Annotated in this window: 20 protein-coding genes; 6 read left to right on the top strand and 14 right to left on the bottom strand. The window is 72.3% G+C overall.

The genetic code is table 11. The annotated features are described in order from the left end of the window. Window positions 1-6 precede the first annotated feature (6 nt). The gene (locus AB0D29_RS08170; protein ID WP_362852722.1) at window positions 7-1605 is read left to right on the top strand and encodes a beta-N-acetylhexosaminidase; all 1599 of its coding nucleotides are present in this window, start codon (window positions 7-9) and stop codon (window positions 1603-1605) included. Between the two features lie 255 nt (window positions 1606-1860). On the opposite strand, the gene AB0D29_RS08165 is transcribed toward AB0D29_RS08170, so the two are convergent. The 10 genes from AB0D29_RS08165 to AB0D29_RS08120 form a co-directional block, all read right to left on the bottom strand. Continuing rightward, window positions 1861-3642, bottom strand: a complete 1782-nt coding sequence (locus AB0D29_RS08165) for an IucA/IucC family siderophore biosynthesis protein (protein ID WP_362852721.1) — start codon at window positions 3640-3642, stop codon at window positions 1861-1863. Then, the gene (locus AB0D29_RS08160; RefSeq protein ID WP_362852720.1) at window positions 3639-4226 is read right to left on the bottom strand and encodes a GNAT family N-acetyltransferase; all 588 of its coding nucleotides are present in this window, start codon (window positions 4224-4226) and stop codon (window positions 3639-3641) included. The genes AB0D29_RS08165 and AB0D29_RS08160 overlap by 4 nt, the downstream gene beginning before the upstream one ends. After that, entirely contained in the window at window positions 4223-5524 is a 1302-nt protein-coding gene (locus AB0D29_RS08155) for a SidA/IucD/PvdA family monooxygenase (protein WP_362852719.1), read from the bottom strand. The genes AB0D29_RS08160 and AB0D29_RS08155 overlap by 4 nt, the downstream gene beginning before the upstream one ends. Further along, the gene (locus AB0D29_RS08150) at window positions 5508-6998 is read right to left on the bottom strand and encodes an aspartate aminotransferase family protein (RefSeq protein ID WP_362852718.1); all 1491 of its coding nucleotides are present in this window, start codon (window positions 6996-6998) and stop codon (window positions 5508-5510) included. Before AB0D29_RS08150 ends, AB0D29_RS08155 begins: the two co-directional genes overlap by 17 nt. 146 nt (window positions 6999-7144) lie before the next feature. Then, complete coding sequence (locus AB0D29_RS08145; RefSeq protein WP_362852717.1) at window positions 7145-8050, bottom strand: siderophore-interacting protein; 906 nt, start codon at window positions 8048-8050, stop codon at window positions 7145-7147. Between the two features lie 72 nt (window positions 8051-8122). Continuing rightward, the gene (locus tag AB0D29_RS08140; protein ID WP_362852716.1) at window positions 8123-9160 is read right to left on the bottom strand and encodes an ABC transporter substrate-binding protein; all 1038 of its coding nucleotides are present in this window, start codon (window positions 9158-9160) and stop codon (window positions 8123-8125) included. A gap of 143 nt (window positions 9161-9303) precedes the next feature. Next, complete coding sequence (locus AB0D29_RS08135; protein ID WP_362852715.1) at window positions 9304-10464, bottom strand: acyl-CoA dehydrogenase family protein; 1161 nt, start codon at window positions 10462-10464, stop codon at window positions 9304-9306. A gap of 7 nt (window positions 10465-10471) precedes the next feature. Beyond that, window positions 10472-11392 (bottom strand): hydroxymethylglutaryl-CoA lyase, encoded by a 921-nt coding sequence (locus AB0D29_RS08130; protein WP_362852818.1) that lies wholly within the window; start codon window positions 11390-11392, stop codon window positions 10472-10474. Window positions 11393-11403: 11 nt separating this feature from the next. Continuing rightward, complete coding sequence (locus tag AB0D29_RS08125) at window positions 11404-13524, bottom strand: biotin carboxylase N-terminal domain-containing protein (protein ID WP_362852714.1); 2121 nt, start codon at window positions 13522-13524, stop codon at window positions 11404-11406. Between the two features lie 16 nt (window positions 13525-13540). Further along, window positions 13541-15157, bottom strand: coding sequence for a carboxyl transferase domain-containing protein (locus AB0D29_RS08120; RefSeq protein ID WP_362852713.1), 1617 nt, complete (start codon window positions 15155-15157; stop codon window positions 13541-13543). Window positions 15158-15256: 99 nt separating this feature from the next. Between AB0D29_RS08120 and AB0D29_RS08115 the strand changes: the two genes are divergently transcribed. Genes AB0D29_RS08115 through AB0D29_RS08105 form a run of 3 tightly spaced genes read left to right on the top strand, consistent with a single transcriptional unit; the run spans window position 15257 to window position 17628 of the window. Continuing rightward, window positions 15257-15835 carry a TetR/AcrR family transcriptional regulator gene (locus tag AB0D29_RS08115; protein WP_362852712.1) on the top strand — a complete coding sequence of 193 codons (579 nt, stop codon included), beginning with the start codon at window positions 15257-15259 and terminating at the stop codon, window positions 15833-15835. Between the two features lie 56 nt (window positions 15836-15891). Further along, a complete protein-coding gene (locus tag AB0D29_RS08110; protein WP_362852711.1) occupies window positions 15892-16698 on the top strand; it encodes a phosphatase in 807 nt (268 codons plus the stop codon). Between the two features lie 36 nt (window positions 16699-16734). Continuing rightward, complete coding sequence (locus AB0D29_RS08105) at window positions 16735-17628, top strand: DUF4253 domain-containing protein (protein ID WP_362852710.1); 894 nt, start codon at window positions 16735-16737, stop codon at window positions 17626-17628. Between the two features lie 18 nt (window positions 17629-17646). Here the strand turns inward: AB0D29_RS08105 and tesB are convergent, their stop codons facing one another. The 4 genes from tesB to AB0D29_RS08085 all read right to left on the bottom strand — a co-directional run bounded on the left by tesB (window position 17647) and on the right by AB0D29_RS08085 (window position 22434). Further along, window positions 17647-18525, bottom strand: coding sequence for an acyl-CoA thioesterase II (tesB, locus tag AB0D29_RS08100; protein ID WP_327414114.1), 879 nt, complete (start codon window positions 18523-18525; stop codon window positions 17647-17649). Between the two features lie 34 nt (window positions 18526-18559). After that, a complete protein-coding gene (locus tag AB0D29_RS08095) occupies window positions 18560-19717 on the bottom strand; it encodes an acyl-CoA dehydrogenase family protein (RefSeq protein WP_030718239.1) in 1158 nt (385 codons plus the stop codon). A gap of 137 nt (window positions 19718-19854) precedes the next feature. Further along, a complete protein-coding gene (locus AB0D29_RS08090) occupies window positions 19855-20907 on the bottom strand; it encodes an FUSC family protein (RefSeq protein WP_362852709.1) in 1053 nt (350 codons plus the stop codon). A 63-nt stretch (window positions 20908-20970) separates the two neighbouring features. Further along, window positions 20971-22434 carry a PucR family transcriptional regulator gene (locus tag AB0D29_RS08085; RefSeq protein ID WP_362852708.1) on the bottom strand — a complete coding sequence of 488 codons (1464 nt, stop codon included), beginning with the start codon at window positions 22432-22434 and terminating at the stop codon, window positions 20971-20973. Window positions 22435-22550: 116 nt separating this feature from the next. Between AB0D29_RS08085 and speB the strand changes: the two genes are divergently transcribed. Both speB and AB0D29_RS08075 read left to right on the top strand, forming a co-directional pair. Beyond that, window positions 22551-23516 carry an agmatinase gene (gene speB / locus AB0D29_RS08080; protein ID WP_362852707.1) on the top strand — a complete coding sequence of 322 codons (966 nt, stop codon included), beginning with the start codon at window positions 22551-22553 and terminating at the stop codon, window positions 23514-23516. Window positions 23517-23562: 46 nt separating this feature from the next. Further along, entirely contained in the window at window positions 23563-25245 is a 1683-nt protein-coding gene (locus AB0D29_RS08075; RefSeq protein WP_362852706.1) for a thiamine pyrophosphate-binding protein, read from the top strand. The last annotated feature ends 114 nt before the right edge of the window (window positions 25246-25359 follow it).

Raw genomic sequence — 25359 nt, 5'->3', positions numbered from 1 at the left:
TGGGCCATGAGAGTCCTGCGACTGCGACGCACGCTCGGCGCCCTGCTGGCCCTCGGCCTCGTGGGCGGTTCCGTCTCCTGTACCGCCGCCCACGGGGACGACGCCAGACCCGGCGACGATCCGCCCGCGGCCCTCGCCCCCTTCGAGCGGCTGCTGCCCGCGCCGGTCTCCGCGCGCGCGGAGGGGCCCGGGTACTCCTTCGGGGCGGGCACGGTCATCCGTACCGGCCGGGGCGCGGGCGAGGAGGTCCGCCGGGTGGGTGAGCTCCTCGCGGAGCAGCTGCGCGGCCCGAGCGGGCTCCCGCTGCCGGTGGTCGACGGGGCGCAGGGGGACGGGATCCGGCTCAGGATCGACGAGGAGGCCGAAGGGCTGGGCGACGAGGGGTACCGGCTGGAGTCCGGCCCCGAAGGGATCACCCTCACCGCGCGGACCCCGGCCGGCCTCTTCCGCGCGGGGCAGACCCTGCGCCAGCTGGTGCCGGCGGCCGGGCCCGGGACGGTGCCGGGCGGGACGGTCACCGACCGGCCGCGCTTCGCGTACCGGGGGGCGATGGTCGACATCGCGCGGCACTTCTTCTCGGTGGAGCAGGTCAAGCGGTACGTGGACCAGCTCGCCCAGTACAAGGTCAACACGCTGCACCTGCACCTGACCGACGACCAGGGCTGGCGGCTCGCGGTCGACTCCTGGCCGCGGCTGGCGGAGTACGGGGGCGGCAGCGAGGTCGGCGGCGGGCCCGGCGGGCACTGGACGAAGGACGAGTACCGGGAGCTGGTGGCCTACGCGGGGGCGCGGTACGTGGACGTGGTCCCGGAGATCGACATGCCGGGGCACGTGAACGCGGCGCTCGCCTCCTACGCGGAGCTGAACTGCGACGGGAAGGCCCCGGCCCGGTACACCGGGACCAAGGTGGGCTTCAGCTCGCTGTGCGTGGCCAAGGAGCGGACGTACGAGTTCATCGACGAGGTGCTCGGCGAGCTGGCGGAGCTGACCCCCGGCCGCTACCTGCACATCGGCGGCGACGAGGCGCACGTGACGCCGGCGGCGGACTACGCGGCCTTCATGGACCGGGCGCAGGAAGTGGTGGGCCGGTACGGGAAGACGGTGATGGCCTGGCACCAGCTGGCGACGGCGCGGCCGGCGCAGGGGGCGGTGCTCCAGTACTGGGGCCACGACAAGACCTCGGCCGCGGACCGGGCGGCCGTGGCGGCGGCGGCGAAGGCGGGCCACCCGCTGGTGCTGTCGCCGGCGGACCGGCTGTATCTGGACATGAAGTACGAGGCGGCGACGAAGCCGGGGCTGGCGTGGGCCGGGTACGTACCGGTGCGGCGGTCGTACTCCTGGAACCCGGGGGCCTACCTGGCCGGGGTCCCGGAGTCCGCCGTCCTGGGGGTGGAGGCCCCGCTGTGGACGGAGAACGTCGCGACGCGCGCGGACTGGGAGCTGATGGCGTTCCCGCGGGTCCTGGGCCTGGCGGAGCTCGGCTGGTCCCCGGCGGCCTCGCTGGACTGGGCCTCGTACAGCCGCCGGCTGGCAGCCCAGCAGCCCCGCCTCGACGCACAGGGCATCGGCTTCTACCGGTCCCCGGACGTTCCATGGGCGAGGTAACTAGAAAACATTTCTAGAAATCGCCTCCACAACTGACGCCCTCCGACTCACACTTGGGCAGGACGGGTGGCGAGACGCGCACCCGCCGGCCGGGGCCGCGGGCATCGCCTGGTACGGGGGTACAGGCGACGCCCGCGGTGACACGCGAGGCGTGTCCGCGGAGAGGGCCGGTCTGGCTCCGCGGACACGCCTCGCGTGCCGAGGGGGAGGGTCAGGCGGTCGAGGGACCGTATCGACCGCCTGCCCGGCCCCCGGTCACCGCCGGGCGAAGGGCGCGACGGGGTTCTTGAGGGTGCCGATCAGCTGCAGCGCGGCGGACGGGTCGGAGAGGTCGACCATCTGCTTGTTGTTCCGCAGCTGGAGGCGGTTCAGGCAGGACAGCTGGAACTCCTCGGCGAACAGGTCGTACCGCGCGAAGCGTTCCGCGAGCTGCGGCATCGACTCCTGGTACGCGTGAGCGCAGTCGGCCACCGCCTGCCAGAAGGTGTCCTCCTCGCAGATGCCCTCCGTCGCCAGGATCGGACCCAGGAAGCGGAAGAAGCAGTCGAACACGTCCGTGAAGACGGACAGCAGCTTCATGTCCTCCGGGACGTCCGCGCGGATCCGCTCGACCGCGGGCGGCAGCACCGCGTCCGGGTCCATGATCACGATCTCCTCGGCGATGTCCTTGAAGATCGCCCGCTTCACCACGCCGCCCTCGATGACGAGGATCGTGTTCTCGCCGTGCGGCATGTACGCGAGGTCGTACTGGTAGAAGCAGTGCAGCAGCGGGACCAGGTAGGCCCGCAGGTAGTGGCGCAGCCACTCCGCCGGCGTCAGGCCCGACTCCTCGATCAGGGCGCCGACGAAGGACTTGCCCTCGGCGTCGACGTGCAGGAGCGAGGCCATGGTGGCGAGGCGCTCGTCGCCCTTGAGGGAGTTCACCGGGGACTCGCGCCACAGCGCGGCCAGCATCTTGCGGTACGGCGAGTAGCGGTCGGTGGCGCGCTCGTACTGGCGGTGGTGGTAGCCGATCGCCGCGCGCTCGCGGATGATCGAGAAGTCCACCGACTGCAGGACCTCGTCGCTCTCGATCAGCTGGTGCAGCCAGTCGTTGATGGCCGGCGTGGCCTCCATGTAGGCGGCCGAGAGACCGCGCATGAAGCCCATGTTGAGCACCGAGATGGCCGTCTTGACGTAGTGCTTCTCCGGCGCGCTCCGGTTGAAGAACGTACGGATCGACTGCTGCGCCAGGTACGCGTCCGAGCCCTCGCCCAGCAGCACGAGGCGGCGGTTGGCGATCTCGGCGGCGAAGGTGACCGTGGTCTTGTTCCACCACTGCCAGGGGTGGACCGGCAGCAGGTGGTAGTCGGCCGGGTCCAGGTCCAGGGCCTCCAGCTGCGCGGCGAACCGCGCGACCGTCTCCTCGCCCAGCTCGGCGCGGACGAAGGAGTCGTGGTCCAGGCCCGCGCCCGCCGTGAAGGTGGAGACGTCCTTGCGGGCAGCCACCCACACCAGGTGGACCGGGCTCGCCGTCTCCGGGGCGTACGAGAGGTACTCGTGCACGCCGAAGCCGAGGCGGCCGTTGTTCGCCACGAAGCAGGGGTGGCCCTCGGTCATGCCCGTCTCGATGTCCTGGAAGGAGGACTTCGCGAGGACGTCGGAGGAGACCTGCGGCTTCGTGTACTTGAAGCCCGTGCCGGCCAGGGTGGAGGAGATCTCCTCCAGGTAGACGGGCAGGACCTCCGGGCTCAGGCCCAGCGCCTCGCGCAGCTCGATGTGGAAGTCGAGCGCGTCCAGCGGGAGCTCGGCGCCGTCCTGCAGGCGGGTGACCGAGGACTCGTCCACCGACCAGTGTTCGAGGGCGTGCAGGACGGCCTTGAACCGGTACTCCACCGTGGAGTCGTCGCTCAGGACCGAGTACCAGGAGTCGCCCAGCGGCTTCGGCGTCAGGAGGCGTTCGTGGGAGAACTCCGCGAGGGCCTTGCGGACCAGCGCGCGGTTCGCGCGGGCCCACAGCTCGGGGGAGAGGTGGGAGACGGCGTCGGCCAGGCTCATATCGACACTTCCTGGGTGATGCCGGTGGCGGCCTCGAACTGGGCGCGGGTGCAGAAGCTGAGGAGGGCTTCCTTCTCCGGCTTGCGGACCTCGCGCTCGGGGACGAAACCGACCACCGCGTTGAGGGCGTGCACCGCCGTGTTGCGGACGTCGGGCTCGACGACGACGCGCTGCGTCTCCTCGTCGGCGAAGAGGGCGGCCATCACCGTGGTGATCACGGCGCGGGTGAAGCCGCTGAGGGGCTGGTCGCTCGGCGCGACGAGGAAGTGCATGCCGACGTCGCCGGGCTGGGCGTCGTACAGGCCGACCAGTTCCAGCTCGCTCGGGTCGTAGCTCTCCATCAGGAAGGCCGGGCGGCCCTCGTGGAGGCCGATGAAGGCGTGGTGGTGCTCGTGCGCGGTGATCCGCATGTACTCGCGCTCGACGTCCGGCAGCGAGGCGTCCTGCATCATCCAGAACGAGGCCTTGGGGTGCGTGACCCACCCGTGCAGCAGCTCGGCGTCGGCGAAGGGGTCCAGCGGACGGATGGAGAAGGTCCCGAGGGCCGCGTCCGTCCGGCTGAAGAGGGTGTCGGTGGTGCTCATGCGTGCATGCCTTCCGGGGCTGCGAACTGCTGGAACGCGATGGACTTCTCGACCTTGTAGTACTCGCGGCCGAGGAGCTCGCCCACGATGTAGGCGTTGCGGTACGCGGCCATGCCCAGGTCGGGCGAGGTCAGGGAGTGGTTGTGGGTGGTGCCGTTCTGCAGGTACACCCCGCGGCCCGTGGTGTCGACGCTGTAGTTGCGGCCGGCGTCGAGGCGGCCGTGGCCGTCGAAGTTCAGCCGCTCGCGCACCGGGGCGAGGAACTCGGGCACCTGGTACTTGTAGCCGGTGGCCAGGACCAGGCCCTCGGAGGCGAGGGTGAAGTCGCGCTCCTGCTCCTCCTGGCGCAGGCCCAGGGTGTAGGTGCCCGTGGTGGTGTCGTACGCCGTGCTGTTCAGGGAGGTGTTGGTCAGCAGGGTGGTCGGCACCTGCCCCGGCATGGTGATCCTCTTCTGGTAGAGCAGGTCGAAGATGGCGTTGATCAGGTCGCCGTCGATGCCCTTGAAGAGGTTCTTCTGCTGGGTCTCCAGCCGGTAGCGGGTGTCCTCGGGGAGGGCGTGGAAGTAGTCCACGTACTCGGGGGAGGTCATCTCCAGCGTCAGCTTCGTGTACTCCAGCGGGAAGAACCGCGGGGAGCGGGTCACCCAGTTGAGCTGGTAGCCGTACGTGTCGATCTCGGCGAGCAGGTCGTAGTAGATCTCGGCCGCGCTCTGGCCGGAGCCGATCAGCGTGATGGACTTCTTCTTCTGCAGCTCCGCCTTGTTCTGCATGTAGGCGGAGTTGTGCAGGAAGTCGCCGCCGAGGCCCTCGCAGGACCGGGGGACGTGCGGCGGGGTGCCGGTTCCCAGGACCAGGCGGCGGGCCCGGTGGGTCTCGCCCTTGTCCGTGCGGACCTCGTAGAGGCCGGCCTGCTCGTCGTAGGTGACCTCGGTGACGGAGGTGGACCACCGGACGTTGTCGAGCCGGTCGGCGGCCCAGCGGCAGTAGTCGTTGTACTCGGCGCGCAGCGGGTAGAAGTTCTCCCGGATGTAGAACGAGTACAGCCGGTCCTGGTCCTTCAGGTAGTTCAGGAAGGAGAAGGGCGAGGTCGGGTCGGCGAGGGTGACCAGGTCCGACATGAACGGCGTCTGCAGGTGCGCGCCGTCCAGGAACATCCCCGCGTGCCACTCGAAGTGCGGCTTCGACTCGATGAACAGGCCGTTCAGCTCGTCGATCGGCGCCGTGAGGCAGGCGAGTCCCAGGTTGAAGGGGCCGAGGCCGATACCGATGAAGTCGTGGGTCTCAGTGGTGGACGGCAAGGGATTCTCCCAGGAACTGCTCGGCGTGTGCGGCGAGGAGGTCGAGGACGGCAGCGATGTCGGCCGTCGTGGTCTGCGGGTTGAGGAGGGTGAACTTCAGGTACTGCTTCCCGTCCACCTTCGTCCCGGCGACGACGGCCTCGCCGGAGGCGAAGAGCGCCTTGCGGGCGTGGAGCTGGGCCTCGTCGAGGAGCTCGGCGGGGACCTCCCGGCCGGGCAGGAAGCGGAAGACGAGGGTGGAGATCTGCGGCTTGACGACGACCTCGAAGCGCGGGTCGGCGTCGATGAGGTCCCAGCCGGTCGCGGCCAGGTCGATGACCTCGTCGAAGAGCGAGCCGATGCCGTCGGCGCCCATGACGCGCAGGGTCATCCAGAGCTTGAGCGCGTCGAACCGGCGCGTGGTCTGGATGGACTTGTCGACCTGGTTGGGGATGCGCTCCTCGGCCATGCGGCGCGGGTTGAGGTAGTCCGCGTGGTACGTGGCGTGCTTGAGGGTGTCGCGGTCGCGGACCAGCATCGCGCTGGAGCTGACCGGCTGGAAGAACGACTTGTGGTAGTCGACCGTGACCGAGTCGGCGTGCTCGATGCCGTCGAGGAGGTGCCGGCGGGTGGGGGAGACCAGCAGTCCGCAGCCGTACGCGGCGTCCACGTGCATCCACGCGGAGTGCTCGGCGGTCAGGCGGGCGATCTCGGGGAGCGGGTCGATGGACCCGAAGTCGGTGGTGCCGGCGGTGGCGACGACGGCCATCGGGAAGAGGCCTTCGGCGGCGCACTCCTCCAGCTCCAGGGCGAGCACCGCGGTGTCCATCCGGCGGTTGCGGTCGACGGGCACGGAGATGACGGCCTCGTAGCCGAGGCCGAGCATGGCGGCCGACTTCTGCACGCTGAAGTGGCTGGCCTCGGAGGTGAAGATCCGCAGCTTGGGGAGGAGTTCGGCCTTGGTGAGCTCGGTGCCCTCGTCCAGGGCCCGCTTCATGACGATGCGGCAGGCCTCGTCACGGGCGAGGAGCAGCGCGTGGAAGTTGGACTGGCTGCCACCGGAGGTGAAGATGCCGTCCGCGGCGGGGCCGAGGCCGATGCGCTGGGCGGTCCAGTCGATGAGGCGGCGCTCGATCAGCGTGCCGCCGATGGACTGGTCCCAGGTGTCGAGGGAGGAGTTGACGGCCGAGAGGACCGCCTCGCCCAGCACCGCGGGGATCACGACGGGGCAGTTGAGGTGCCCGAGGTAGCGCGGGTGGTGGAAGTACACCGCGTCGCGCAGGTAGACGTCTTCCAGCTCGTCCAGGACGGCCGCCGCGTCCGCGAGCGGCGCGTCCAGGTCGATCCCGTTGATGACCGGGGCGAGTTCGTCGACGGATATACCGGTGTGAGGCCGTTCCGTGGTCGCGAGTTTGGCGGCGACGCGGTCGACGCCCTCGGTGACGGAACGCCGGTAGAGGTCCGCGGTCGTCTCATTCAGCAGATGCGAGCGCATCAACTTTCCTCCGGGCAGGGGGAGAAGGGGAGGGTGGGGTGTGTGATGTTTAGGTTAGCCTAACCTAAGCTAATAAGCCAAATGAAGATGGGCCCTGGCTCAAAGCCAGGGCCCATCTCAACGGTCCTGCGGGGTACGGCAGTCGGCTACAGCTCGGACGCCGGGTCCTCGCTCGGCGCCTTGCCGGCGTACGCCTCGGCGAGGAGCTGCTCCTCGCTCGCGCCGAGCCGCCAGTAGCCGGTGAAACGTACCGCGCGGCGGTCGACGGATCGTTCCTGCACGAAGTGGCGGCGCACCGCGCGAATGGTGCCGGCCTCGCCCGCGAGCCAGACGTACGGGGCCTGGGCGGCGGGCGGTTCGGCCGAGCGCAGCACGCTCAGCACCTGCTCGGTCCGCTCCCGGCCGTGGCCCTCGCGCACGATCCAGGTGATGTCCGCGTCGGCGAGGGTGTCCAGCGCGATCCGGTCGTCCTCGTGCGGGACCTCGAACCAGGCCCGGACCCGGGTCCCGGCGGCCAGCCGGTCCAGGATCGCGGCCGCGGCCGGCAGGGCGGTCTCGTCCGCGTACATCCAGATCGCGTCGGTGGCGGCCGACGGCCGGAAGCGCACGGACTTGTTCTCCGCTACGGCCGGGCCGATGGCCAGGATCCGGCGGCCGGTGACCGCGCGCCCGGCCCAGCGGGAGGCCGGCGACGCGTCGCCGTGCAGCACGAAGTCGATGTCGACCTCGACCGCCCCCTCGGGCGTACGGCGCTGCTCGCGCACCGTGTAGGAGCGCATCACCGGCCGCTCCTCGTCCGGCATCCCCCGCCAGGCGGCGAACCAGGTGGCCTCGTCCGTGGACGGGAGCACCGTGTGCTCCTGGTCGGACGCGGGCAGGAAGAGCGACAGGCTCTGGTCGAAGCCGCCCGAGCGGAAGTCCGCGAGGGACTCCCCGCCGAACGTGACCCGCAGGAACGAGTGGCCGAGGCGGCGCGTGCGGACCACTTCGAGCTCGAAGAACCGGAAGTGGGCGACGGCCGGAGCGGTGTCGCCGGACGCGGTGACGGTCATGCGGAGGATCCCCCTGGAAGTCGGAACGGCCTACGGGCGCCCGGGGTCACCGGGCGCCGCGGGTCGACCGGGTCAGCTGACCTTCTTGGCGTTCTGGATGGACTTCGCGAGGTCCTCGAGGATCTGGGCGCACTTGGCGTACGAGTAGATCGGCTCGGTGACGCGCGGGGTGATCTGGCCGGCCTTGACCGCCGGGAGCTCGGCCCAGGTGGCCTTCGCCTTCAGCTCCTCCGGCTGCAGGGTGCCGGTGCGGTTGTCGAGCAGGATGACGTCGGCCTTGTACTTGCCGGCGTTCTCCCAGCTCAGGCTCTCGAAGAAGCCGCCCTCGTCCAGCTTCTCCGGGGTGACGAACTCGACGCCGAGCTGCTTGAAGTACTTCAGGTCGGCCGAGGTGTCCGGGGTGGAGGCGTAGAACAGGTCGGCGGAGCCGGAGCCGACGAGCACCTTGACGCCCGGGTTGGCCTTGGTGGCCTCGCGCAGCTTCGCGGCGGCGGCCTCGAAGCGGGCCTTCGCGTCGACGGTGGTCTGGGCGTTCATGTCGGCGCCCAGGGACTTGGCGAGGTCCGCGGTGCGCTCCAGCGCCTTGTCCAGGGTGGCGTCGCCGCCCACGGAGATCGCGGCGGCCGGGGCCAGCTTCAGGATCTTGTCCTTGGAGGCCTCCGGGACGTACCAGTAGGTGCCGTCCCAGGTGTTGGTGACGAGCAGCTCGGGCTGGAGGGCCGCGTACTTCTCGACGTTGAACTCGTCGTAGACGTTGCCGAGGATCTCGACCTTGGAGATGTCCATCGAGCCGGCCTGGACGTCGGCCTTGCCGTCGGCGGTCTTGGTCGGGCCGAACACGCCCTTGACCGGGACGCCGTAGTCGTACAGCGCGGCGGCGGTGCCGGTGAAGGCGACGATGTTCTTCGGCTTCGACTTGGTGCTGACCTCCTTGCCGAGGTCGTCCTTGAAGGTCCAGGGGCCGGAGGCCGCAGCGCCGTTGTCCTTGCCGCCGTCGCCCTTCGCCGAGTCGGTGCCACCGCATGCGGCGAGCGCCGCGACGAGGCCGAGGGCGCCGCCTGCCGCGATGAATCCGCGGCGGGTGAAGGAGGAGGTTCGGGACTTGGGCATGTCGATGTCCGTTTTCGTGCGTATCCGGGCGGCCACTGAGCCGTTCGTGAGGAAGGTTAGCCTAACCTTGGCCGAAAACGATAAGGGGGCCCTAAGTTTTTTAGGGCCCCCTCGCTCCGCCCGCGCCCGGACGGACCCTTCGACTAGGCGGAGAAGCCCAGTTCACGGGCGATCAGCATGCGCTGGACCTCGCTGGTGCCCTCGCCGATCTCCAGGATCTTGGAATCCCGCCACATGCGGGCCACCGGGTACTCGTTCATGAACCCGTAGCCGCCGTGGATCTGGGTCGCCTCACGGGCGTTGTCGACGGCGACCGTCGAGGAGTACAGCTTCGCGATCGCCGCCTCCTTCTTGAAGGGCTCGCCGGCCACCAGCCGGGAGGCCGCGTCGCGCCAGCCGATGCGGGCCATGTGGGCGCGCATCTCCATGTCGGCCAGCTTGAACTGGATGGCCTGGTTGTCGCCGATCGCCTTGCCGAAGGCGTGCCGCTCCTTGGCGTACTTCACCGACTCGTCCACACAGCCCTGCGCCAGCCCGGTCGCGAGTGCCGAGATGGCGATCCGGCCCTCGTCGAGGATCCGCAGGAACTGGGCGTAGCCGCGGCCCTCCGCGCCCACCAGGTTGGCCAGGGGCACCCGTACGTTGTCGAAGGACAGCTCACGGGTGTCCGAGGAGTTCCAGCCCACCTTGGAGTAGGGCGCGGCCACCGTGAAGCCCGGAGTGCCGGACGGGACGATGATCGAGGAGATCTCCGGGCGGCCGTCCGCCTTGCGGCCCGTCACGGCGGTGACCGTGACCAGACCGGTGATGTCCGTACCGGAGTTGGTGATGAAGCACTTCGACCCGTTGATGACCCACTCGTCGCCGTCCTTGACGGCCGTGGTGCGGGTGCCGCCGGCGTCGGAGCCCGCGCCGGGCTCCGTCAGACCGAAGGCGCCCAGGATCTCGCCGGAGCACATCTTCGGCAGCCACTCCCGCTTCTGCTCCTCGGAGCCGAAGAGGTAGAGCGGCATGGCGCCGAGGGAGACGCCCGCCTCCAGGGTGATGGCGACCGAGGAGTCGACGCGGGCCAGCTCCTCCAGGGCGATGCCGAGGGCGAGGTAGTCCCCGCCCATGCCGCCGTACTCCTCCGGGAAGGGCAGGCCGAACAGGCCCATGCGGCCCATCTCGGCGACGATCTCGTACGGGAACTCGTGCCGCTCGTACAGGTCGCCGATCTTCGGGGCGACGACGTCGTGCGCGAACGCCTCGACGGTGCGGCGGAGTTCCTCGTGCTCAGGGGTGAGCCGGTGGTCGAGGGACATGGTGTGACTACTCCTTGTGGGAGAGGGCGCGGACGGTACGTGAGGGGCTGGGACGCCCCAGCTGTTCGGCCATCCACACGCTCGTGGCGGTGAGGGCGGCCAGGTCGACCCCGGTCTCGATGCCGAGGCCGTCGAGCATCCACACCAGGTCCTCGGTCGCGAGATTGCCGGTGGCGCTCTTCGCGTACGGGCATCCGCCGAGGCCGCCGGCGGAGGCGTCGACGGTGGTCACGCCGTGCTGGAGCGCGGCGAGGGTGTTGGAGAGGGCCTGGCCGTAGGTGTCGTGGAAGTGCACGCCGATGCGGTCGGTGCCGACGCCCGCCTCGTTCAGGCTGCTGAGCAGCTCCTGGACGTGGCCGGGGGTGGCGACGCCGATGGTGTCGCCGAGGCTCAGCTCGTCGCAGCCGAGGTCGAGCAGGGACTTCGCGACCCGTACGACCTGGTGGACCGGGACGGGGCCCTCCCAGGGGTCGCCGAAGCACATCGAGAGGTAGCCGCGGACGTGCGCCTTCTCCTGCTTCGCGCGGGCCACGACGGGCTCGAACATGGCGAGGGACTCGGCGACGGTCCGGTTCAGGTTGCGGGAGGCGAAGGTCTCGGTGGCCGAGCCGAAGACGGCGATGCGGGTGGCCCCGAGGGCGAGCGCGCGGTCCAGGCCGCGCTCGTTGGGCACGAGGACGGGCAGGGCGACCCCGTCGAGGTCCGCGAGCTGCGGGAACAGCGCCTCGGCATCGGCCAGCTGCGGAACCCACTTGGGGTGCACGAAGCTGGTGGCCTCGACGGTGCCGAGCCCGGCCGCGGCCAGGCGGTGGATGAACTCCGCCTTCACCTCGGTGGGTACGGCGCTCTTCTCGTTCTGGAGCCCGTCGCGCGCGCCGACCTCGTGGATCCGGACCCGGGCCGGGAGGCCGGGGGCCGGGACGGCCATGGGCAGCCCGTTCACGCGGCCCCCTCCTCGTCCTCGTCGGGGGTGACGACGGCCAGGACCTGGTCCATCGCGACCGTGCTGCCGGGGGTCACGTCCAGTTCGGTGACGGTGCCGGCGTGCGGGGCGGAGATGACGTGCTCCATCTTCATGGCCTCGACGACGAGCAGGCTCTGCCCGGCCGTCACCTTGTCGCCGACGGCCACCTTGACGACGGTGACGGTGCCGGGCATGGGGGCGGCGAGGGTCTCGGCGCCGCCGCGTCCGGCCCCGCTGAGGTTCGCCGCGACGGGGTCGTACGCCTGCACGTGCCAGCTGTCTCCGTCGCGGCCGAGCCAGGTCCCCTCCGGGGAGGCGGCGTGGCTGAAGCGGTGCGTGACGCCGTCGAGTTCGATGGTGACGGTGTCGGTGGTGCGGGTGAGGATCCGGCCGCGGGCCGGTGCGCCGGGGGCGCTGCCCCCGGACCCCCGCGCCTCAATCGCCGGCGGGGCTGGATTCGGCCCGGCCGAGTCCGAGACGAGCAGCTCGGAGTCCGCCCCCAGGGGGCGAGTACGAACCTGCACCGGATCCTGGCCGGGCAGGCGCAAGTGGTGGACCGTCCAGGCGGGCGTACCGCCCAGGCGCCAGCCGCTGGCGGCGTCGAACGGATCGACCCACCTACCCGGCCCGTCCGGCGTTTGAGGACCGGGGTCTGGGGCGGAGCCCGGGTTTCGGGAAGGGGCGGGGTGGGGGATGTTCAGCAGCGCGGCCGCTGCGTACACCTCATCCGGGACCCCCTCCGGCAGGAGGGACGGGAGGTCGCGCTCCACCAGCCCGGTGTCCAGGTCGCCCGAGACCACGTCCGGGTGCGCCAGCAGGCGGCGCAGGAACCCGGCGTTGGTCTGGACACCCAGGATCACGGTGTCCGCCAGAGCCGCCCGCAGCACCCGCAGGGCCGCCGCTCGGTCGGGCCCGTACGCGATGACCTTCGACAGCATCGGGTCGTACGTCGACCCCACCGGCACGCCCGCCGTCAGCCCGGAGTCCGTGCGCACGGCCCCGACGTCCGGCTCCGAGAGCGCCAGGACGGTACCGCCGGACGGCAGGAACCCGCGCGCCGGGTCCTCCGCGCAGACGCGGGCCTCGATCGCGTGCCCGGTCAGCGTCACCCCGGCCTGGTCGAAGCCCAGCGGGGCGCCGGCCGCCACCCGGAGCTGCTGCTCCACCAGGTCCAGCCCGGTGATCAGCTCCGTCACCGGGTGCTCGACCTGGAGGCGGGTGTTCATCTCCATGAAGTAGTAGGAGGAGGGGTCCCCGCCCGGGACGATGAACTCCACCGTGCCCGCGCCGACGTACCCGCAGGAGCGGGCCGCGTCGACCGCCGCCGCGCCCATCGCCGCCCGCGTCTTCTCGTCGAGCAGGACCGACGGCGCCTCCTCGATCACCTTCTGGTGCCGGCGCTGCAGCGAGCACTCGCGCTCGCCGAGGTGCACCACGTTCCCGTGGGCGTCGGCCAGCACCTGGATCTCGATGTGCCGCGGCCGGTCGATCCACCGCTCCACCAGCAGGGTGTCGTCGCCGAAGGAGGACTTCGCCTCGCGGCGGGCCGCCGCGATCTCCTCGGCCAGCACCGCCTCGTCGCGGACCAGCCGCATGCCCTTGCCGCCGCCGCCCGCCGAGGGCTTCAGCAACACCGGCATGCCGATCTCCTTGGAGGCGGTGACCAGTTCGGCGTCGGTCAGGCCGCTGCCGGAGGAGCCGGGGACCACGGGCACACCCGCCGCCTTCACCGTCTCCTTCGCGCGGATCTTGTCGCCCATCAGGGAGATGGCGGAGGCAGGCGGCCCGATGAAGGCCAGCCCGGCGTCCGCGCAGGCCTGGGCGAAGGCCGCGTTCTCGGCGAGGAAGCCGTAGCCCGGGTGGACGGCCTCGGCGCCCGTGCGCCGGGCGGCGTCGAGGAGCCGCTCCACCGACAGGTAACTCTCGGCGGCCGCCGCCGGGCCGATCCGGACGGCCGTGTCGGCCTCCCGTACGTGCCGGGCGTCCGCGTCGGCGTCGCTGAAGACGGCCACGGAGCGGATGCCGAGCTCCCGCAGCGTGCGGATGACCCGGACCGCGATCTCGCCGCGGTTCGCGACCAGAACAGTGCTGAACATCAGTGAGGTCCTCACGTCACATACGGAAGATGCCGAAGCCCGAGTCGCCCAGCGGGGCGTTCGCGCACGCGGTCAGGGCCAGTCCCAGCACCTGCCGGGTCTCCATCGGGTCGATGACCCCGTCGTCCCACAGCCGCGCGGTGGCGTAGTAGGCGTTGCCCTGCTCCTCGTACTGCGCGCGGACGGGGGCCTTGAAGGCCTCCTCGTCCTCGGCCGGCCACTCCTGGCCCGCGCCCTCGATCTGGTCGCGCTTGACCGTGGCGAGCACCGAGGCCGCCTGCTCCCCGCCCATCACGGAGATCTTGGCGTTGGGCCACATCCACAGGAAGCGGGGCGAGTACGCCCGGCCGCACATCGAGTAGTTGCCGGCGCCGTACGAGCCGCCGACCACCACCGTCAGCTTCGGCACCCGGGTACAGGCCACCGCCGTCACCATCTTGGCGCCGTGCTTGGCGATGCCGCCCGCCTCGTAGTCCTTGCCGACCATGAAGCCCGAGATGTTCTGGAGGAAGAGGAGCGGGATGCCGCGCTGGTCGCACAGTTCGATGAAGTGCGCGCCCTTCTGGGCGGATTCGGCGAACAGGATGCCGTTGTTGGCGATGATCCCGACCGGGTGTCCGTGGATCCGGGCGAAGCCGGTGACCAGGGTCTGTCCGAACTCGGACTTGAACTCCTGGAAGCGGGAGCCGTCCACGATCCGCGCGATGATCTCGCGGGCGTCGTACGGGGTGCGCGAGTCGACGGGGACCGCACCGTACAGGCCGTACGGGTCCACCTTGGGCTCCTCGGGAGCCTCGACCGACCAGGGCAGGGCCCCGCGCTCGGGCAGGGTCGCCACGATGTTCCGTACGATCCGCAGCGCGTGCGCGTCGTCCTCCGCGAGGTGGTCGGTCACGCCGGAGACGCGCGAGTGGACCTCGCCGCCGCCGAGCTCCTCGGCCGTGACCACCTCGCCGGTGGCGGCCTTCACCAGCGGCGGGCCGCCGAGGAAGATCGTGCCCTGGTTGCGGACGATGACGGCCTCGTCGCTCATGGCGGGCACGTACGCCCCGCCCGCCGTGCAGGAGCCGAGGACGGCGGCGATCTGCGGGATGCCGGCTCCCGACATGCGCGCCTGGTTGTAGAAGATGCGGCCGAAGTGCTCCCGGTCGGGGAAGACCTCGTCCTGCAGGGGGAGGAAGGCGCCGCCCGAGTCGACCAGGTAGAGGCAGGGGAGACGGTTCTCCAGGGCCACCTCCTGGGCGCGGAGGTGCTTCTTGACGGTCATCGGGTAGTACGTGCCGCCCTTGACGGTGGCGTCGTTCGCGACGATCACGCACTCGCGGCCGCTGACCCGGCCGATGCCCGCGATGACCCCGGCGGCGGGGGCGGCGCCCCCGTACATGCCCTCGGCGGCCAGCGGGGCCAGCTCCAGGAAGGGCGATCCGGGGTCGAGGAGGGTGTCCACGCGGTCGCGGGGGAGGAGCTTCCCGCGGGCGGTGTGGCGGGCGCGGGCCTTCTCGCCGCCGCCGAGCCGGGCCGCGTCGAGCCGGGCGCGCAGGCCCTCGGTCAGCTCGCGGTGGGCGGCCTCGTTGGTCCGCCAGGCCTCGGACGCCGGGTCCGCGGCGCTCGTCAGCACTGGTGCCTGCTGCATCGGTCGAGCTCCCTTGCTCGGTGCACGCTGTTAATAAGCGTTAACGCATGTACGGCCTAGGTTAACGAGCGCTAACGGCCCTGTCTAGAATGGTTTCCCATGAGCACCAGAGCGGCCGCCCCCACCCGTCGCGAGCAGATCCTCAGTGAGGCCGCGCGCCTCTTCGCCGCGCGCGGATTCCACGGTGTCGGCGTCGACGAGATAGGCGCCGCGGTGGGCATCAGCGGCCCCGGCCTCTACCGGCACTTCGCGGGCAAGGACGCCATGCTCGCCGAGCTGCTCGTCGGCATCAGCGAACGGCTGCTGACCGGCGGCCGGCACCGGGTGGCGGAGGCCGCGGGCGCCCCGGAGCGGGTCCTGTCCTCCCTCATCGACGGACACATCGACTTCGCGCTCGACGACCGGGCGCTGATCACCCTGCACGACCGGGAGCTCGACAGGCTGCGGGAGGCCGACCGCAAGCTCGTGCGGCAGCTGCAGCGCCAGTACGTGGAGCTGTGGGTGGAGGTCGTACGGGAACTGCACCCGGAGGTCGTCGAGGCCGAGGTGCGCGTCTCCGTGCACGCGGTCTTCGGCCTGCTGAACTCCACCCCCCACCTGGCGGCCCTGGGTCGGGAGGCGACGGAATCGCTGCTGCGCCGCCTCGCGCACGGGGCGTTCGGGGCGCTGTCGGCATGACCCCGGGCGTCCGCCGACCGGAATGGACGCGCCGCCTCCGCCCGGGCGGCGGCAGAATGGCCCGTATGCCGAAGCCGATAGAGACGCCGAGCCGTGCCGAACTCATCGACCATCTGGTCCGTACGCGGATCGCGGGGCAGGTGGCGACCCCGCGCGAGAACAACCTCTCCCACTACCGCAAGCTCGCCAACGGCGACCGGCACTACTGGCTCGGGCTGGAGCTGGGCGACCGGTGGACGGACGAGCAGGACGTCCTCGCGGTGATGGCGGAGCGGTGCGGGGTCGTGGACGACCCGGCCTTCCGGTACGGCCAGGACACCATCGACCCGGAGCTGACCGTGGCCGGTCTGGACCGGCTGGCGGCGCGGCTGCGCAAGGCGGCGCTGGACCGGCAGAGCGTGCTGTTCGCCACCGGCCACCCGGGCGGACTGCTGGACGTCCACCGGGCCACGGCGGCGGCCCTGCGCGCCGCGGGCTGCGAGATCGTCGTCATCCCCGCGGGCCTGGTGGCCGACGAGGGCTCGGTGTGGCAGTTCGCGGACGTCGCGGTCCTGGAGCGGGGCGCGACCCTGTGGCACACCCACTCCCCGGAGCCGATGGCCGCGATCCTGGACGGCCTGACGGCCGAGAACCGCCCGCAGCCGGACCTGGTCGTCGCCGACCACGGCTGGGCGGGCTGCGCGGCCCAGCGCGGCCTGGACGCGGTCGGCTACGCCGACTGCAACGACCCGGCCCTGTTCATCGGCGAGGCGGAAGGCACCGTTCAGGTGACGATCCCCCTGGACGACCACGTCCGCGACCCCCGCTTCTACGACCCGATGGTCGCGTACCTCCTGAACGCGGCGGACCTGCACGGCGCGTAGGGCCCGTTGTCAGTGGGGGTGGCTACCGTCGGTCGTATGTCGAAGACGCCGAAGACGCCGAAGACGCCGAAGACGCCGAAGACGCCGAAGTCGCCGAAGGTGCACCGTTCGTTGTCCGTGCTGGTCGGCGATCCTCAAGGGCGGGCCCTGGGGCTGGAGTTGCCGGCCGGTGGGGTGCTGAGCGTGCGGGGCGAGCCGCTGTTGTGGGTCTCCGACGGGCCCGTGGGGGTCGGGGCGCTCGGCGCGCACCGGAGCCCCGCGCTGGCCGCCGCCGGGTTGCAGGCGGTGCTGTTCCAGGGCCGGCGCGGCCTGGAGGAGTGGTGGCGGGACCGGGAGCTGCGGCCGCAGCGGATGTCCGACCCGGACGACCACCACGTCGAGCCGGTGCTGCGCGAGTTCTGGCACGGTGTGGTCCCCGACCCCGGGGAGGGGGAGGAGGGCGAGGAGCTCATCGCCCCCTTCGGCCGGGACTGGCCGGGGCTCGCGGAGTCCGGGCCGGCGGGTGGGCCGGCGGGTGGGCCGGACGTCGCGGACCCGGAGGCCGCGGCCTGTGAGCTGGCGGACGAGCTGATCGGGAGCGGGTCCCTGCCGAGCCCGCGGCTCGCGCTGGTCCCGGCGGCCCGCGGGGCCGACGTACCCACGGCGATGGGCTGGTGCGGGCCGACCAACCACGAGAACGACACCGCCCGCATCAGTGCCGTCCTGCGGTCCTGGGAGGACCGGTTCGGCGCCCGCGTCGTCGCCCTCGGCTTCGACGAGCTGTACGTGTCGGTCGCGGCCCCGCCGCGTACGGTCGCCGGGGCGCTGCCGGTGGCCGCGGAACACTTCGCCTTCGCGCCCGACAACATATGGCAGGGCTCCGGCACGATCCGGGCCTACGCCGACGAGGCGGTCACCGGCAGCAACCTCTGGGGGTTCTGGTGGGACTGAGCCCCGCCGCGGTGTCCGTCACGCCCGCGGGACGCGGACGACACCCTCCTGGATGACGGTCACGGCCAGCCGGCCGTCCTGGGTCCAGATGCGGGCCTGGCCGAGGCCCCGGCCGGCCGCCGCCGAGGGCGACTCCTGGTCGTACAGCAGCCACTCGTCCGCGCGGAACGGCCGGTGGAACCACATCGCGTGGTCCAGCGAGGCGCCGACCACGTCGCCCACCGCCCAGCCGCCCCGGCCGTGCGCGAGCAGCACCGAGTCCAGCAGGGTCATGTCGGAGACGTAGGTGGCCAGGCAGGTGTGCAGCAGGGGATCAGCGCTGTCCAGCTTGCCGGCGGTGCGGAACCACACCTGGGAGCGCGGCTCCACCGGTTCGCCGACGCTGCCCCAGGGCGGGGTCGTGGCGTACCGGAGGTCGACCGCCTCGCGGGTCTCGATCAGCCGCTCCACCGTGCCCGGGTCGCGGAAGATCTCCCGGTACGCGGGCAGCGACTCGGCCGCGGTGGGCAGGGACTCCGGGTCCGGGGCGGACGGCATCGCGACCTGGTGGTCGAGGCCGTCCTCGTACGTCTGGAACGACGCGGAGAGGTGGAAGATCGGCTGGCCGTGCTGGACGGCGACGACCCGGCGCGTGGTGAAGGAGCGGCCGTCACGGATCCGGTCCACCGAGTACACGATGGGCGCGCCCGTGTCCCCGGTGCGCAGGAAGTACGAGTGCAGCGAGTGCGCGGTGCGGTCCGCGGGGACGGTCCGCCCGGCCGCGACCAGCGCCTGGGCCGCGACCTGACCGCCGAACACGCGCGGTACCAGCGAAGGACGGCTGGTACCGCGGAAGATGTTCTCCTCGATCTGCTCGAGGTCGAGCAGATCGAGGAGCGTCGTCAGTGCCTCGTTCATGGGGGAAGGGTAAGTGCCCGGTTGCCCGGATTCCTTACAGGCCCATGGACTTGGCGATGATGGACTTCATGACCTCGCTGGTGCCGCCGTAGATGCGGTTCACGCGGTTGTCGGCGTACAGGCGGGCGATCGGGTACTCGTTCATGTAGCCGTAACCGCCGTGCAGCTGGAGGCACTTGTCGATGACGCGGTGCGCGACCTCGGTGCAGAACAGCTTCGCGGACGCGGCCTCGGCGGCGGTCAGCTCACCGGCGTCCAGGGCCTCCAGGGCGCGGTCGGCGACGGCCTCGGCGGCGTCCACCTCGGCCTGGCAGGCGGCCAGTTCGAACTTGGTGTTCTGGAAGTGCGCGACCGGCTTGCCGAAGACGGTGCGCTCCGTCACGTACTGCTGGGCGAACCGGATGGCGGCCTTGGCCTGCGCGTACGCACCGAAGGCGATGCCCCAGCGCTCGGACGGCAGGTTCGCGCCGAGGTAGTAGAAGCCCTTGTTCTCCTCGCCGAGCAGGTCCTCGACCGGGACCTTCACGTCGACGAAGGCCAGCTCGGCGGTGTCGGAGGTGCGCAGGCCCAGCTTGTCCAGCTTGCGGCCGATGGAGTAGCCCTCGGACTTGGTGTCCACGGCGAAGAGGGAGATGCCGAAGCGGCGGTCCTCCGCGCTCGGGGCGGAGGTGCGGGCGCAGACGATCACGCGGTCGGCGTGCACGCCACCGGTGATGAAGGTCTTGGCGCCGTTGAGGACGTAGTGGGTGCCGTCCTCGGAGAGCTTGGCGGTGGTCTTCATGCCCGCGACGTCGGAGCCGGTGCCCGGCTCGGTCATCGCCAGCGCCCACATCTCCTCACCGGAGACGAACTTCGGGAGGTAACGCTTCTTCTGCTCATCGTCGGCGAGCATCTTGATGTAGGGCAGGGCGAGCAGCACGTGCACGCCGGAGCCGCCGAAGTTGACGCCCGCGCGCGAGGTCTCCTCGTACAGGACGGCCTCGAACTTGTGGGTGTCCAGGCCCGCGCCGCCGAACTCCTCGGGCACGTTGATGCCGAACACGCCCAGCTCGCCGAGCTTGTAGTAGAAGTCGCGGGGCGCCTGTCCGGCGGCGAACCACTCGTCGTAGACGGGGACGACCTCGGCCTCGATGAAGGCGCGGATGGTCTCGCGGAACGCCTCGTGGTCCTCGTTGAACACCGTACGGCGCACGGCCGGCTCCCTTCGGTCGCGGCAGTCCGCCGCCTGAATCTAAGCGCTTGCTCAGATTAAGTTACCGGCGAGTTGTCCACCCTGTCCAGAGTGGGTGACCGACCTCATGCGGGGGCGGCGGCGCCGGTCGGGCGGGCTCAGCCCGGGGCCGGGTCGAGGTGCTCGGCCAGCGCCTCGTGGGTGAGGTGGAGCCCGGCCCGCAGGACCGCGTCACGGCGGCCGGGATGGGCGGCCCGGTGCCGCAGTTCCAGCTCCCGGGCCAGCCGCAGCCGGTCCGTGCAGTCCTCGCCGCGCAGGGCCGCGTCCAGGGCCGAGGCGGTCGCCCCGACCAGCGGCGCCATGGCGCGCACCGCCCCGTCGGCGCCGCCCCCCGGCGCGGCTTCCGTGGGCTCCCCGTCGGGGGAGGAGGAGCGGACCTCCAGCTCCCGTGCGAGGAACAGCAGGGCCGGCGCCGTCCGCGCGGCCAGCCGCAGCCGCGGGCGGAGCGTGTCGGCTGCTCCGGCCGGCGCCCGCCGGGGAGGCAGGAGCAGCAGGCGTCCCGTCCTGCGGTCCAGCGCGGCGGACAGTTCGTACGGCCGGCGCCACCGGGCGAAGCGGTCCGCCGGCGCCGGGCCGGTGGGCCGCCCGGCGCCGGCCCGCGCCGCGATCCGCTCCAGCAGGGCGCCGAGCCCGGTGCGGTACTCCTCCAGGCCGTTCACGGCCTCCCGGTACGGGTCGGGGGGCCACAGCAGCGGGCCGAGGAGCACCACGACGGCGATGCCGACCGCGCTCTCCTCCAGCCGGGCCAGCGGGTACCCCGGCACCGGCGTCGCGTAGATCACCAGGGCGGTGACCATGACCTGCTGGTTGGGGGAGCCTTCGTGGCTCAGCAGGAACATCGCGGCGCAGGCGCACACCACGAGGACCAGGAACGACAGCGAGCCCGACGGCAGCCAGCGCAGGACCAGCACGCTCAGCACCACGCCCACCACCACCCCCACCAGCCGCTCCAGGGCCAGCCGGGGCGCCGCGAACACGTCGTCGCGCAGGATGAGGACGGCGGGCAGGGCCGCGGGCACGGGGGCCGTGCTCGTGCCGAGCCACACGCACACGAACCAGGGGACCGTCGCGCACACCAGCAGCCGGGCGGCCGGCGCCAGGCGCTCACCGAAGGGGCGGGTCCGCGCCGGTACGGACGTGCTGCCGAGCATGCGGCACATCGTAGGGGCGGCCACCGTCCCCGGCGGGCCCGCGGGGCGGGCGGCGGGGAGCGTTCAGCCGCCCGGCCCCGGCGGCCCCGGCGGGGGCTCCTCCCAGCGCAGGGCGAACCACAGCTCCATCCGGGTGTCCGGGTCGTCCAGGTCCCGCCCCAGCAGCTCCGCGCAGCGGGCCACGCGCTGGCGGACCGTGTTGCGGTGCACCCCCAGGGCGGCGGCGGTGCGGTCCCATCCGCCGTGGTGCGCCAGCCAGCCCCGCAGCGTCTCCCGCAGGACGGGGGAGAGAGGTGCGAGCAGGGCCGCGGCGTGCGCGCGGGCCTCCGCCTCGCCGACCAGGCCCGAGAAGCCGGGGGCGGCGTGCCGGGCCAGGGGAGTGCGGGCCGCCTCGGCGCGCTCCAGGGCCCGCCGGGCCTGCGCGTCGGCGGCGGGCAGCGCGCCGGGTGCGGCCGGGGCGCTCACCCCGAGGCGCCAGCCGGCCCGCGCGCCCGGCTCCCGCTCGGTGAGCAGGCGTACGGGATCCCCGCGCGGGTCCACCAGTACGGTGCCCAGCGCGGCCGCCAGGGCCTGTGGGTCGCCCGTGCCGCGGGCGTGCACCACGTGCCAGGGCCCGGGGGGCAGGGCCGCGGCGGGGTCGCCGTCGAGGAGCAGCCGGGTGAGGGCCGCCGCCTCCGGTCCGGCCGGGCGGTGCGCGGTGAGCAGGGTCAGCAGCACCGCCGCGACCGAGGCGATCGTGTGGTCGCCGGGGGCGCGGGCCGGCGTGGCGGTCCCGAGCGCCCGCACGGCTTCCGTCCTCGGCTCGGACGCGGGCTCGGACGCGGGCTCCGCAGCGGATCCCGGGCCGCCCAGGGCGTGGGCCGTGAGGTGCCATCCGCCCGCCTGGTCGGTCGCCGTCGCGGGCCCGCCCGCCCGGCCGACGCGGGCCAGCAGCGCGCGCAGCGCCGCCGCGGCCTCGGCGGGCGGCGGGTTCCCCGCGGAGCGGTCGTCCGGCCGGAGCGTGACGTGGCCGCCCAGGCTCGCCGCCAGCCGCGACAGCACCGCCGGGACCGGATCGGGCCGGGCGGCCGCCGCCGCGAGGGACTGCTGGGCCTCGGTGACCCGGCGCAGCTCCCGCGTACGGGCCCCCGCCATCAGCCGCCAGACCGTACGGGCCACCGCGCTGAAGGGGGTCCCCGGCGGGACCTCCAGGAGCGGCAGCCCGTGGTGCGCGCAGGCCTCGGCCAGGCCGGCCGGCACCGCCTCGTGCACGGGCGCCACACCGAAGCCGAGGGCCGCCACCCCGGCCTCGGCCAGGCGGGCGACGTAGCCGTCGGGATCCGTGCCGAGCCCGGCCCCCGCCGTCAGCAGCAGCTCGCCGCCCAGCAGGTACGGGGACGGGTCCGCCATCTCGGAGGCGTGCACCCCGTGCACATCGGCCTCGGCCGGGCCCGCGAGGTGGCGCAGCCCCAGCTCGCGGTCGGGCAGCAGCACGCCGAGCGGGACCGGCGTGGTGGGCGGGGACGGGGCAGCGGGCGGGGCCTCCATGGATACTCCGTACAGATCAGGGGTCTCCTGTGGATGGTACGTACACTTCGCGCCGGGTGGGCGCCGCCTTACGCTCGAAGAACCGCACTTGTAGGACCTCCAGAAGGGCACCCCCCATGAGCACGCAGCCGCGCGGCCCCGTCGACTCCTCCCGCATCCCGCGCTACGCGGGCCCGGCGACCTTCGCCCGGCTGCCCCGCCTCGACGAGGTCGGCTCCGCCGACGTCGCCGTCGTCGGCGTGCCCTTCGACTCCGGCGTCTCCTACCGCCCCGGCGCCCGCTTCGGCGGCAACGCCATCCGCGAGGCCTCGCGCCTGCTGCGCCCGTACAACCCGGCGCAGGACGCCTCCCCCTTCGCCCTCGCGCAGGTCGCGGACGCCGGTGACATCGCCGTGAACCCCTTCAACATCAACGAGGCCGTGGAGACGGTCGAGGCCGCCGCCGACGAGCTGCTCGGCGCCGGCTCCCGCCTGATGACCCTCGGCGGCGACCACACCATCGCCCTCCCGCTGCTCCGCTCGGTCGCGAAGAAGCACGGCCCGGTGGCCCTGCTCCACTTCGACGCCCACCTGGACACCTGGGACACGTACTTCGGCGCCGAGTACACCCACGGCACGCCGTTCCGCCGGGCGGTGGAGGAGGGCATCCTCGACACCGAGGCGCTCTCGCACGTCGGCACCCGCGGCCCGTTGTACGGCAAGCAGGACCTCGACGACGACGCCAAGATGGGCTTCGGCATCGTCACCTCCGCGGACGTCTACCGCCGCGGCGCCGACGAGGTCGCCGACCAGCTGCGCCAGCGCATCGGCGACCGCCCGCTCTACATCTCCATCGACATCGACGTGCTGGACCCGGCGCACGCGCCCGGCACCGGCACCCCCGAGGCGGGCGGCATGACCTCCCGCGAGCTGCTGGAGATCATCCGCGGCCTGTCCTCCTGCAACCTGGTTTCGGCGGACGTCGTCGAGGTGGCCCCGGCGTACGATCACGCGGAGATCACCTCGGTCGCGGCCTCGCACACCGCGTACGAGCTGACCACGATCATGAGCCGTCAGATCGCTGCCGCCAGGCAGGGTCGATAAGCACAGCGCGACGGCGAAGGCGAACCCGAAGGGTGAGTAAGCGCACGTGACGCACGACCACGACCTGGTACTCCGTCCCACCGAGGCCCAGACGGCCGCCGCCCTGGCCCCACCGCCCGGGCGGACGGGCGGGGACCTGGTCGTGGAAACGCTGCGCTCGCTGGGCGCCACCACCGTCTTCGGGCTGCCGGGGCAGCACGCCCTCGGTCTCTTCGACGCGGTGGGGCGCTCCGACCTGCGCCTCGTCGGACTCCGTACGGAGAACAACGCGGGCTTCGCCGCCGACGCCTACGGCCGCATCACGGGCGAGGCGGTCCCCCTCCTCCTCTCCACCGGCCCGGGCGCGCTCATGGCGCTGCCCGCGCTCGCGGAGGCGGCCGCCGCCTCGGCCCCGGTGCTCGCCATCTCCTCCCAGGTCCCCGTCGCGGGCCTCGGCGGGGGCCGGCGCGGCCACCTGCACGAGCTGCGCGACCAGTCGGCGTCCTTCCGGGACGTGGTGAAGTCGGTCCACAGCGCCCGCACCCCGTCCCAGATCCCCTCCGTCATCGCGGAGGCCTGGGAATCGGCGCTGACCGCCCCGCACGGCCCGGTCTGGGTGGAGATCCCGGAGGACGTCCTGCGCGCAGAGACGTTCATTCCCCAGGTCACGGGCATGGACGCGACCCCGCACGAGCTCGCCCCCCGCCCGGAACTTACCGCCGTGGCCGCGCACTGGCTCTCCGCGGCCGAACGTCCGGTGATCATCGCGGGCGGCGGGGTCGTCCGCTCCGACGCCGCCGGCAAGCTCAAGCAGCTGGCGGAACGCCTGGGCGCCCCCGTGGTCACCACCTTCGGCGGCAAGGGCGCCTTCCCGTGGACCCATCCGCTCTCCCTCCAGTCCTGGCTGGAGGACCGCCACATGACGGACTTCCTGGAGGACGCGGACGTCCTGCTGGTCGTCGGCTCGGGCCTCGGGGAACTCTCCTCGAACTACCACACGTTCTTCCCCACGGGCCGGGTCGTCCAGATCGACGCCGACCTCGGCAAGCTGGAGTCCAACCACCCGGCCCTCGGCATCCACGCGGACGCCCGGCTGGCCCTCCAAGCCCTGCTGGAGACGGTGTCCGAGCGCGAGGACCCCGCCGCCCCGGAGCGGGTCCGCCTCCTCCTCGACGACATCGAGGCGCGCCTCGCCGGCCAGGACGTCTCCCTGGAGCGCTCGCTGCTGACCTCGATCCGCTCCGCCCTCCCCCCGCGCTCCCCGTCCTTCTGGGACATGACGATCCTGTCCTACTGGGCCTGGTCCGCCTTCGACGCGAAGCACCCCAACACCATGCACTCGGCGCAGGGCGCGGGCGGCCTCGGCTACGCCTTCCCGGCGGCCCTGGGCGCCTGCGTCGCCGAACCGGGCACACCGGTCCTGGCGGTGTCCGGCGACGGCGGCGCGATGTACTCGATCGCGGAACTGGCCACGGCCCGCCAGCACGACCTCGACGTCACCTGGCTGATCGTGGACGACGGCGGCTACGGCATCCTGCGCGAGTACATGACGCAGTCCTTCGGCAGCGCCACCGGCACGGAACTCACCCGCCCCGACTTCGCCGCCCTCGCGGCGTCCTTCGACGTCCCGGCGACCACGACCACCCCGGAATCCCTCGCCTCCGACCTCAAGAAGGCCCTCGCCACCCCCGGCCCCTCGGTGATCGTCCTCCCGGCCCTCCTGAAGATGTTCGCCCCGACCCACCCCTGACCGCGCCCCCTCACGGCCCGGCCCGTGCGGCCGTCCTGTGGGCGCGTTCCTTCAGGTGATGACGCTGTGTCATCGAGCCGGGTGGGGCGGGGGTGTGGGACGTTGGGCGCCGGA

The sequence above is a fragment of the Streptomyces sp. NPDC048424 genome (assembly GCF_040651555.1).
Classification (GTDB): Bacteria; Actinomycetota; Actinomycetes; order Streptomycetales; family Streptomycetaceae; genus Streptomyces.
The sequence above is the reverse complement of the archived record's forward strand: the minus strand, read 5'-3'. Positions and strand labels throughout refer to the sequence as shown.

What these genes read in the sequence shown, in the direction of transcription:
- AB0D29_RS08170 (WP_362852722.1), top strand. Translation starts at nt 7, where the DNA reads ATGAGAGTCCTGCGACTGCGACGCACGCTCGGCGCCCTGCTGGCCCTC.
- AB0D29_RS08165 (WP_362852721.1), bottom strand. Translation starts at nt 3,642, where the DNA reads ATGAGCCTGGCCGACGCCGTCTCCCACCTCTCCCCCGAGCTGTGGGCC.
- AB0D29_RS08160 (WP_362852720.1), bottom strand. Translation starts at nt 4,226, where the DNA reads ATGAGCACCACCGACACCCTCTTCAGCCGGACGGACGCGGCCCTCGGG.
- AB0D29_RS08150 (WP_362852718.1), bottom strand. Translation starts at nt 6,998, where the DNA reads ATGCGCTCGCATCTGCTGAATGAGACGACCGCGGACCTCTACCGGCGT.
- AB0D29_RS08145 (WP_362852717.1), bottom strand. Translation starts at nt 8,050, where the DNA reads ATGACCGTCACCGCGTCCGGCGACACCGCTCCGGCCGTCGCCCACTTC.
- AB0D29_RS08140 (WP_362852716.1), bottom strand. Translation starts at nt 9,160, where the DNA reads ATGCCCAAGTCCCGAACCTCCTCCTTCACCCGCCGCGGATTCATCGCG.
- AB0D29_RS08135 (WP_362852715.1), bottom strand. Translation starts at nt 10,464, where the DNA reads ATGTCCCTCGACCACCGGCTCACCCCTGAGCACGAGGAACTCCGCCGC.
- AB0D29_RS08130 (WP_362852818.1), bottom strand. Translation starts at nt 11,392, where the DNA reads ATGGCCGTCCCGGCCCCCGGCCTCCCGGCCCGGGTCCGGATCCACGAG.
- AB0D29_RS08125 (WP_362852714.1), bottom strand. Translation starts at nt 13,524, where the DNA reads ATGTTCAGCACTGTTCTGGTCGCGAACCGCGGCGAGATCGCGGTCCGG.
- AB0D29_RS08120 (WP_362852713.1), bottom strand. Translation starts at nt 15,157, where the DNA reads ATGCAGCAGGCACCAGTGCTGACGAGCGCCGCGGACCCGGCGTCCGAG.
- AB0D29_RS08115 (WP_362852712.1), top strand. Translation starts at nt 15,257, where the DNA reads ATGAGCACCAGAGCGGCCGCCCCCACCCGTCGCGAGCAGATCCTCAGT.
- AB0D29_RS08110 (WP_362852711.1), top strand. Translation starts at nt 15,892, where the DNA reads ATGGCCCGTATGCCGAAGCCGATAGAGACGCCGAGCCGTGCCGAACTC.
- AB0D29_RS08105 (WP_362852710.1), top strand. Translation starts at nt 16,735, where the DNA reads ATGTCGAAGACGCCGAAGACGCCGAAGACGCCGAAGACGCCGAAGACG.
- tesB (WP_327414114.1), bottom strand. Translation starts at nt 18,525, where the DNA reads ATGAACGAGGCACTGACGACGCTCCTCGATCTGCTCGACCTCGAGCAG.
- AB0D29_RS08090 (WP_362852709.1), bottom strand. Translation starts at nt 20,907, where the DNA reads ATGCTCGGCAGCACGTCCGTACCGGCGCGGACCCGCCCCTTCGGTGAG.
- AB0D29_RS08085 (WP_362852708.1), bottom strand. Translation starts at nt 22,434, where the DNA reads ATGGAGGCCCCGCCCGCTGCCCCGTCCCCGCCCACCACGCCGGTCCCG.
- speB (WP_362852707.1), top strand. Translation starts at nt 22,551, where the DNA reads ATGAGCACGCAGCCGCGCGGCCCCGTCGACTCCTCCCGCATCCCGCGC.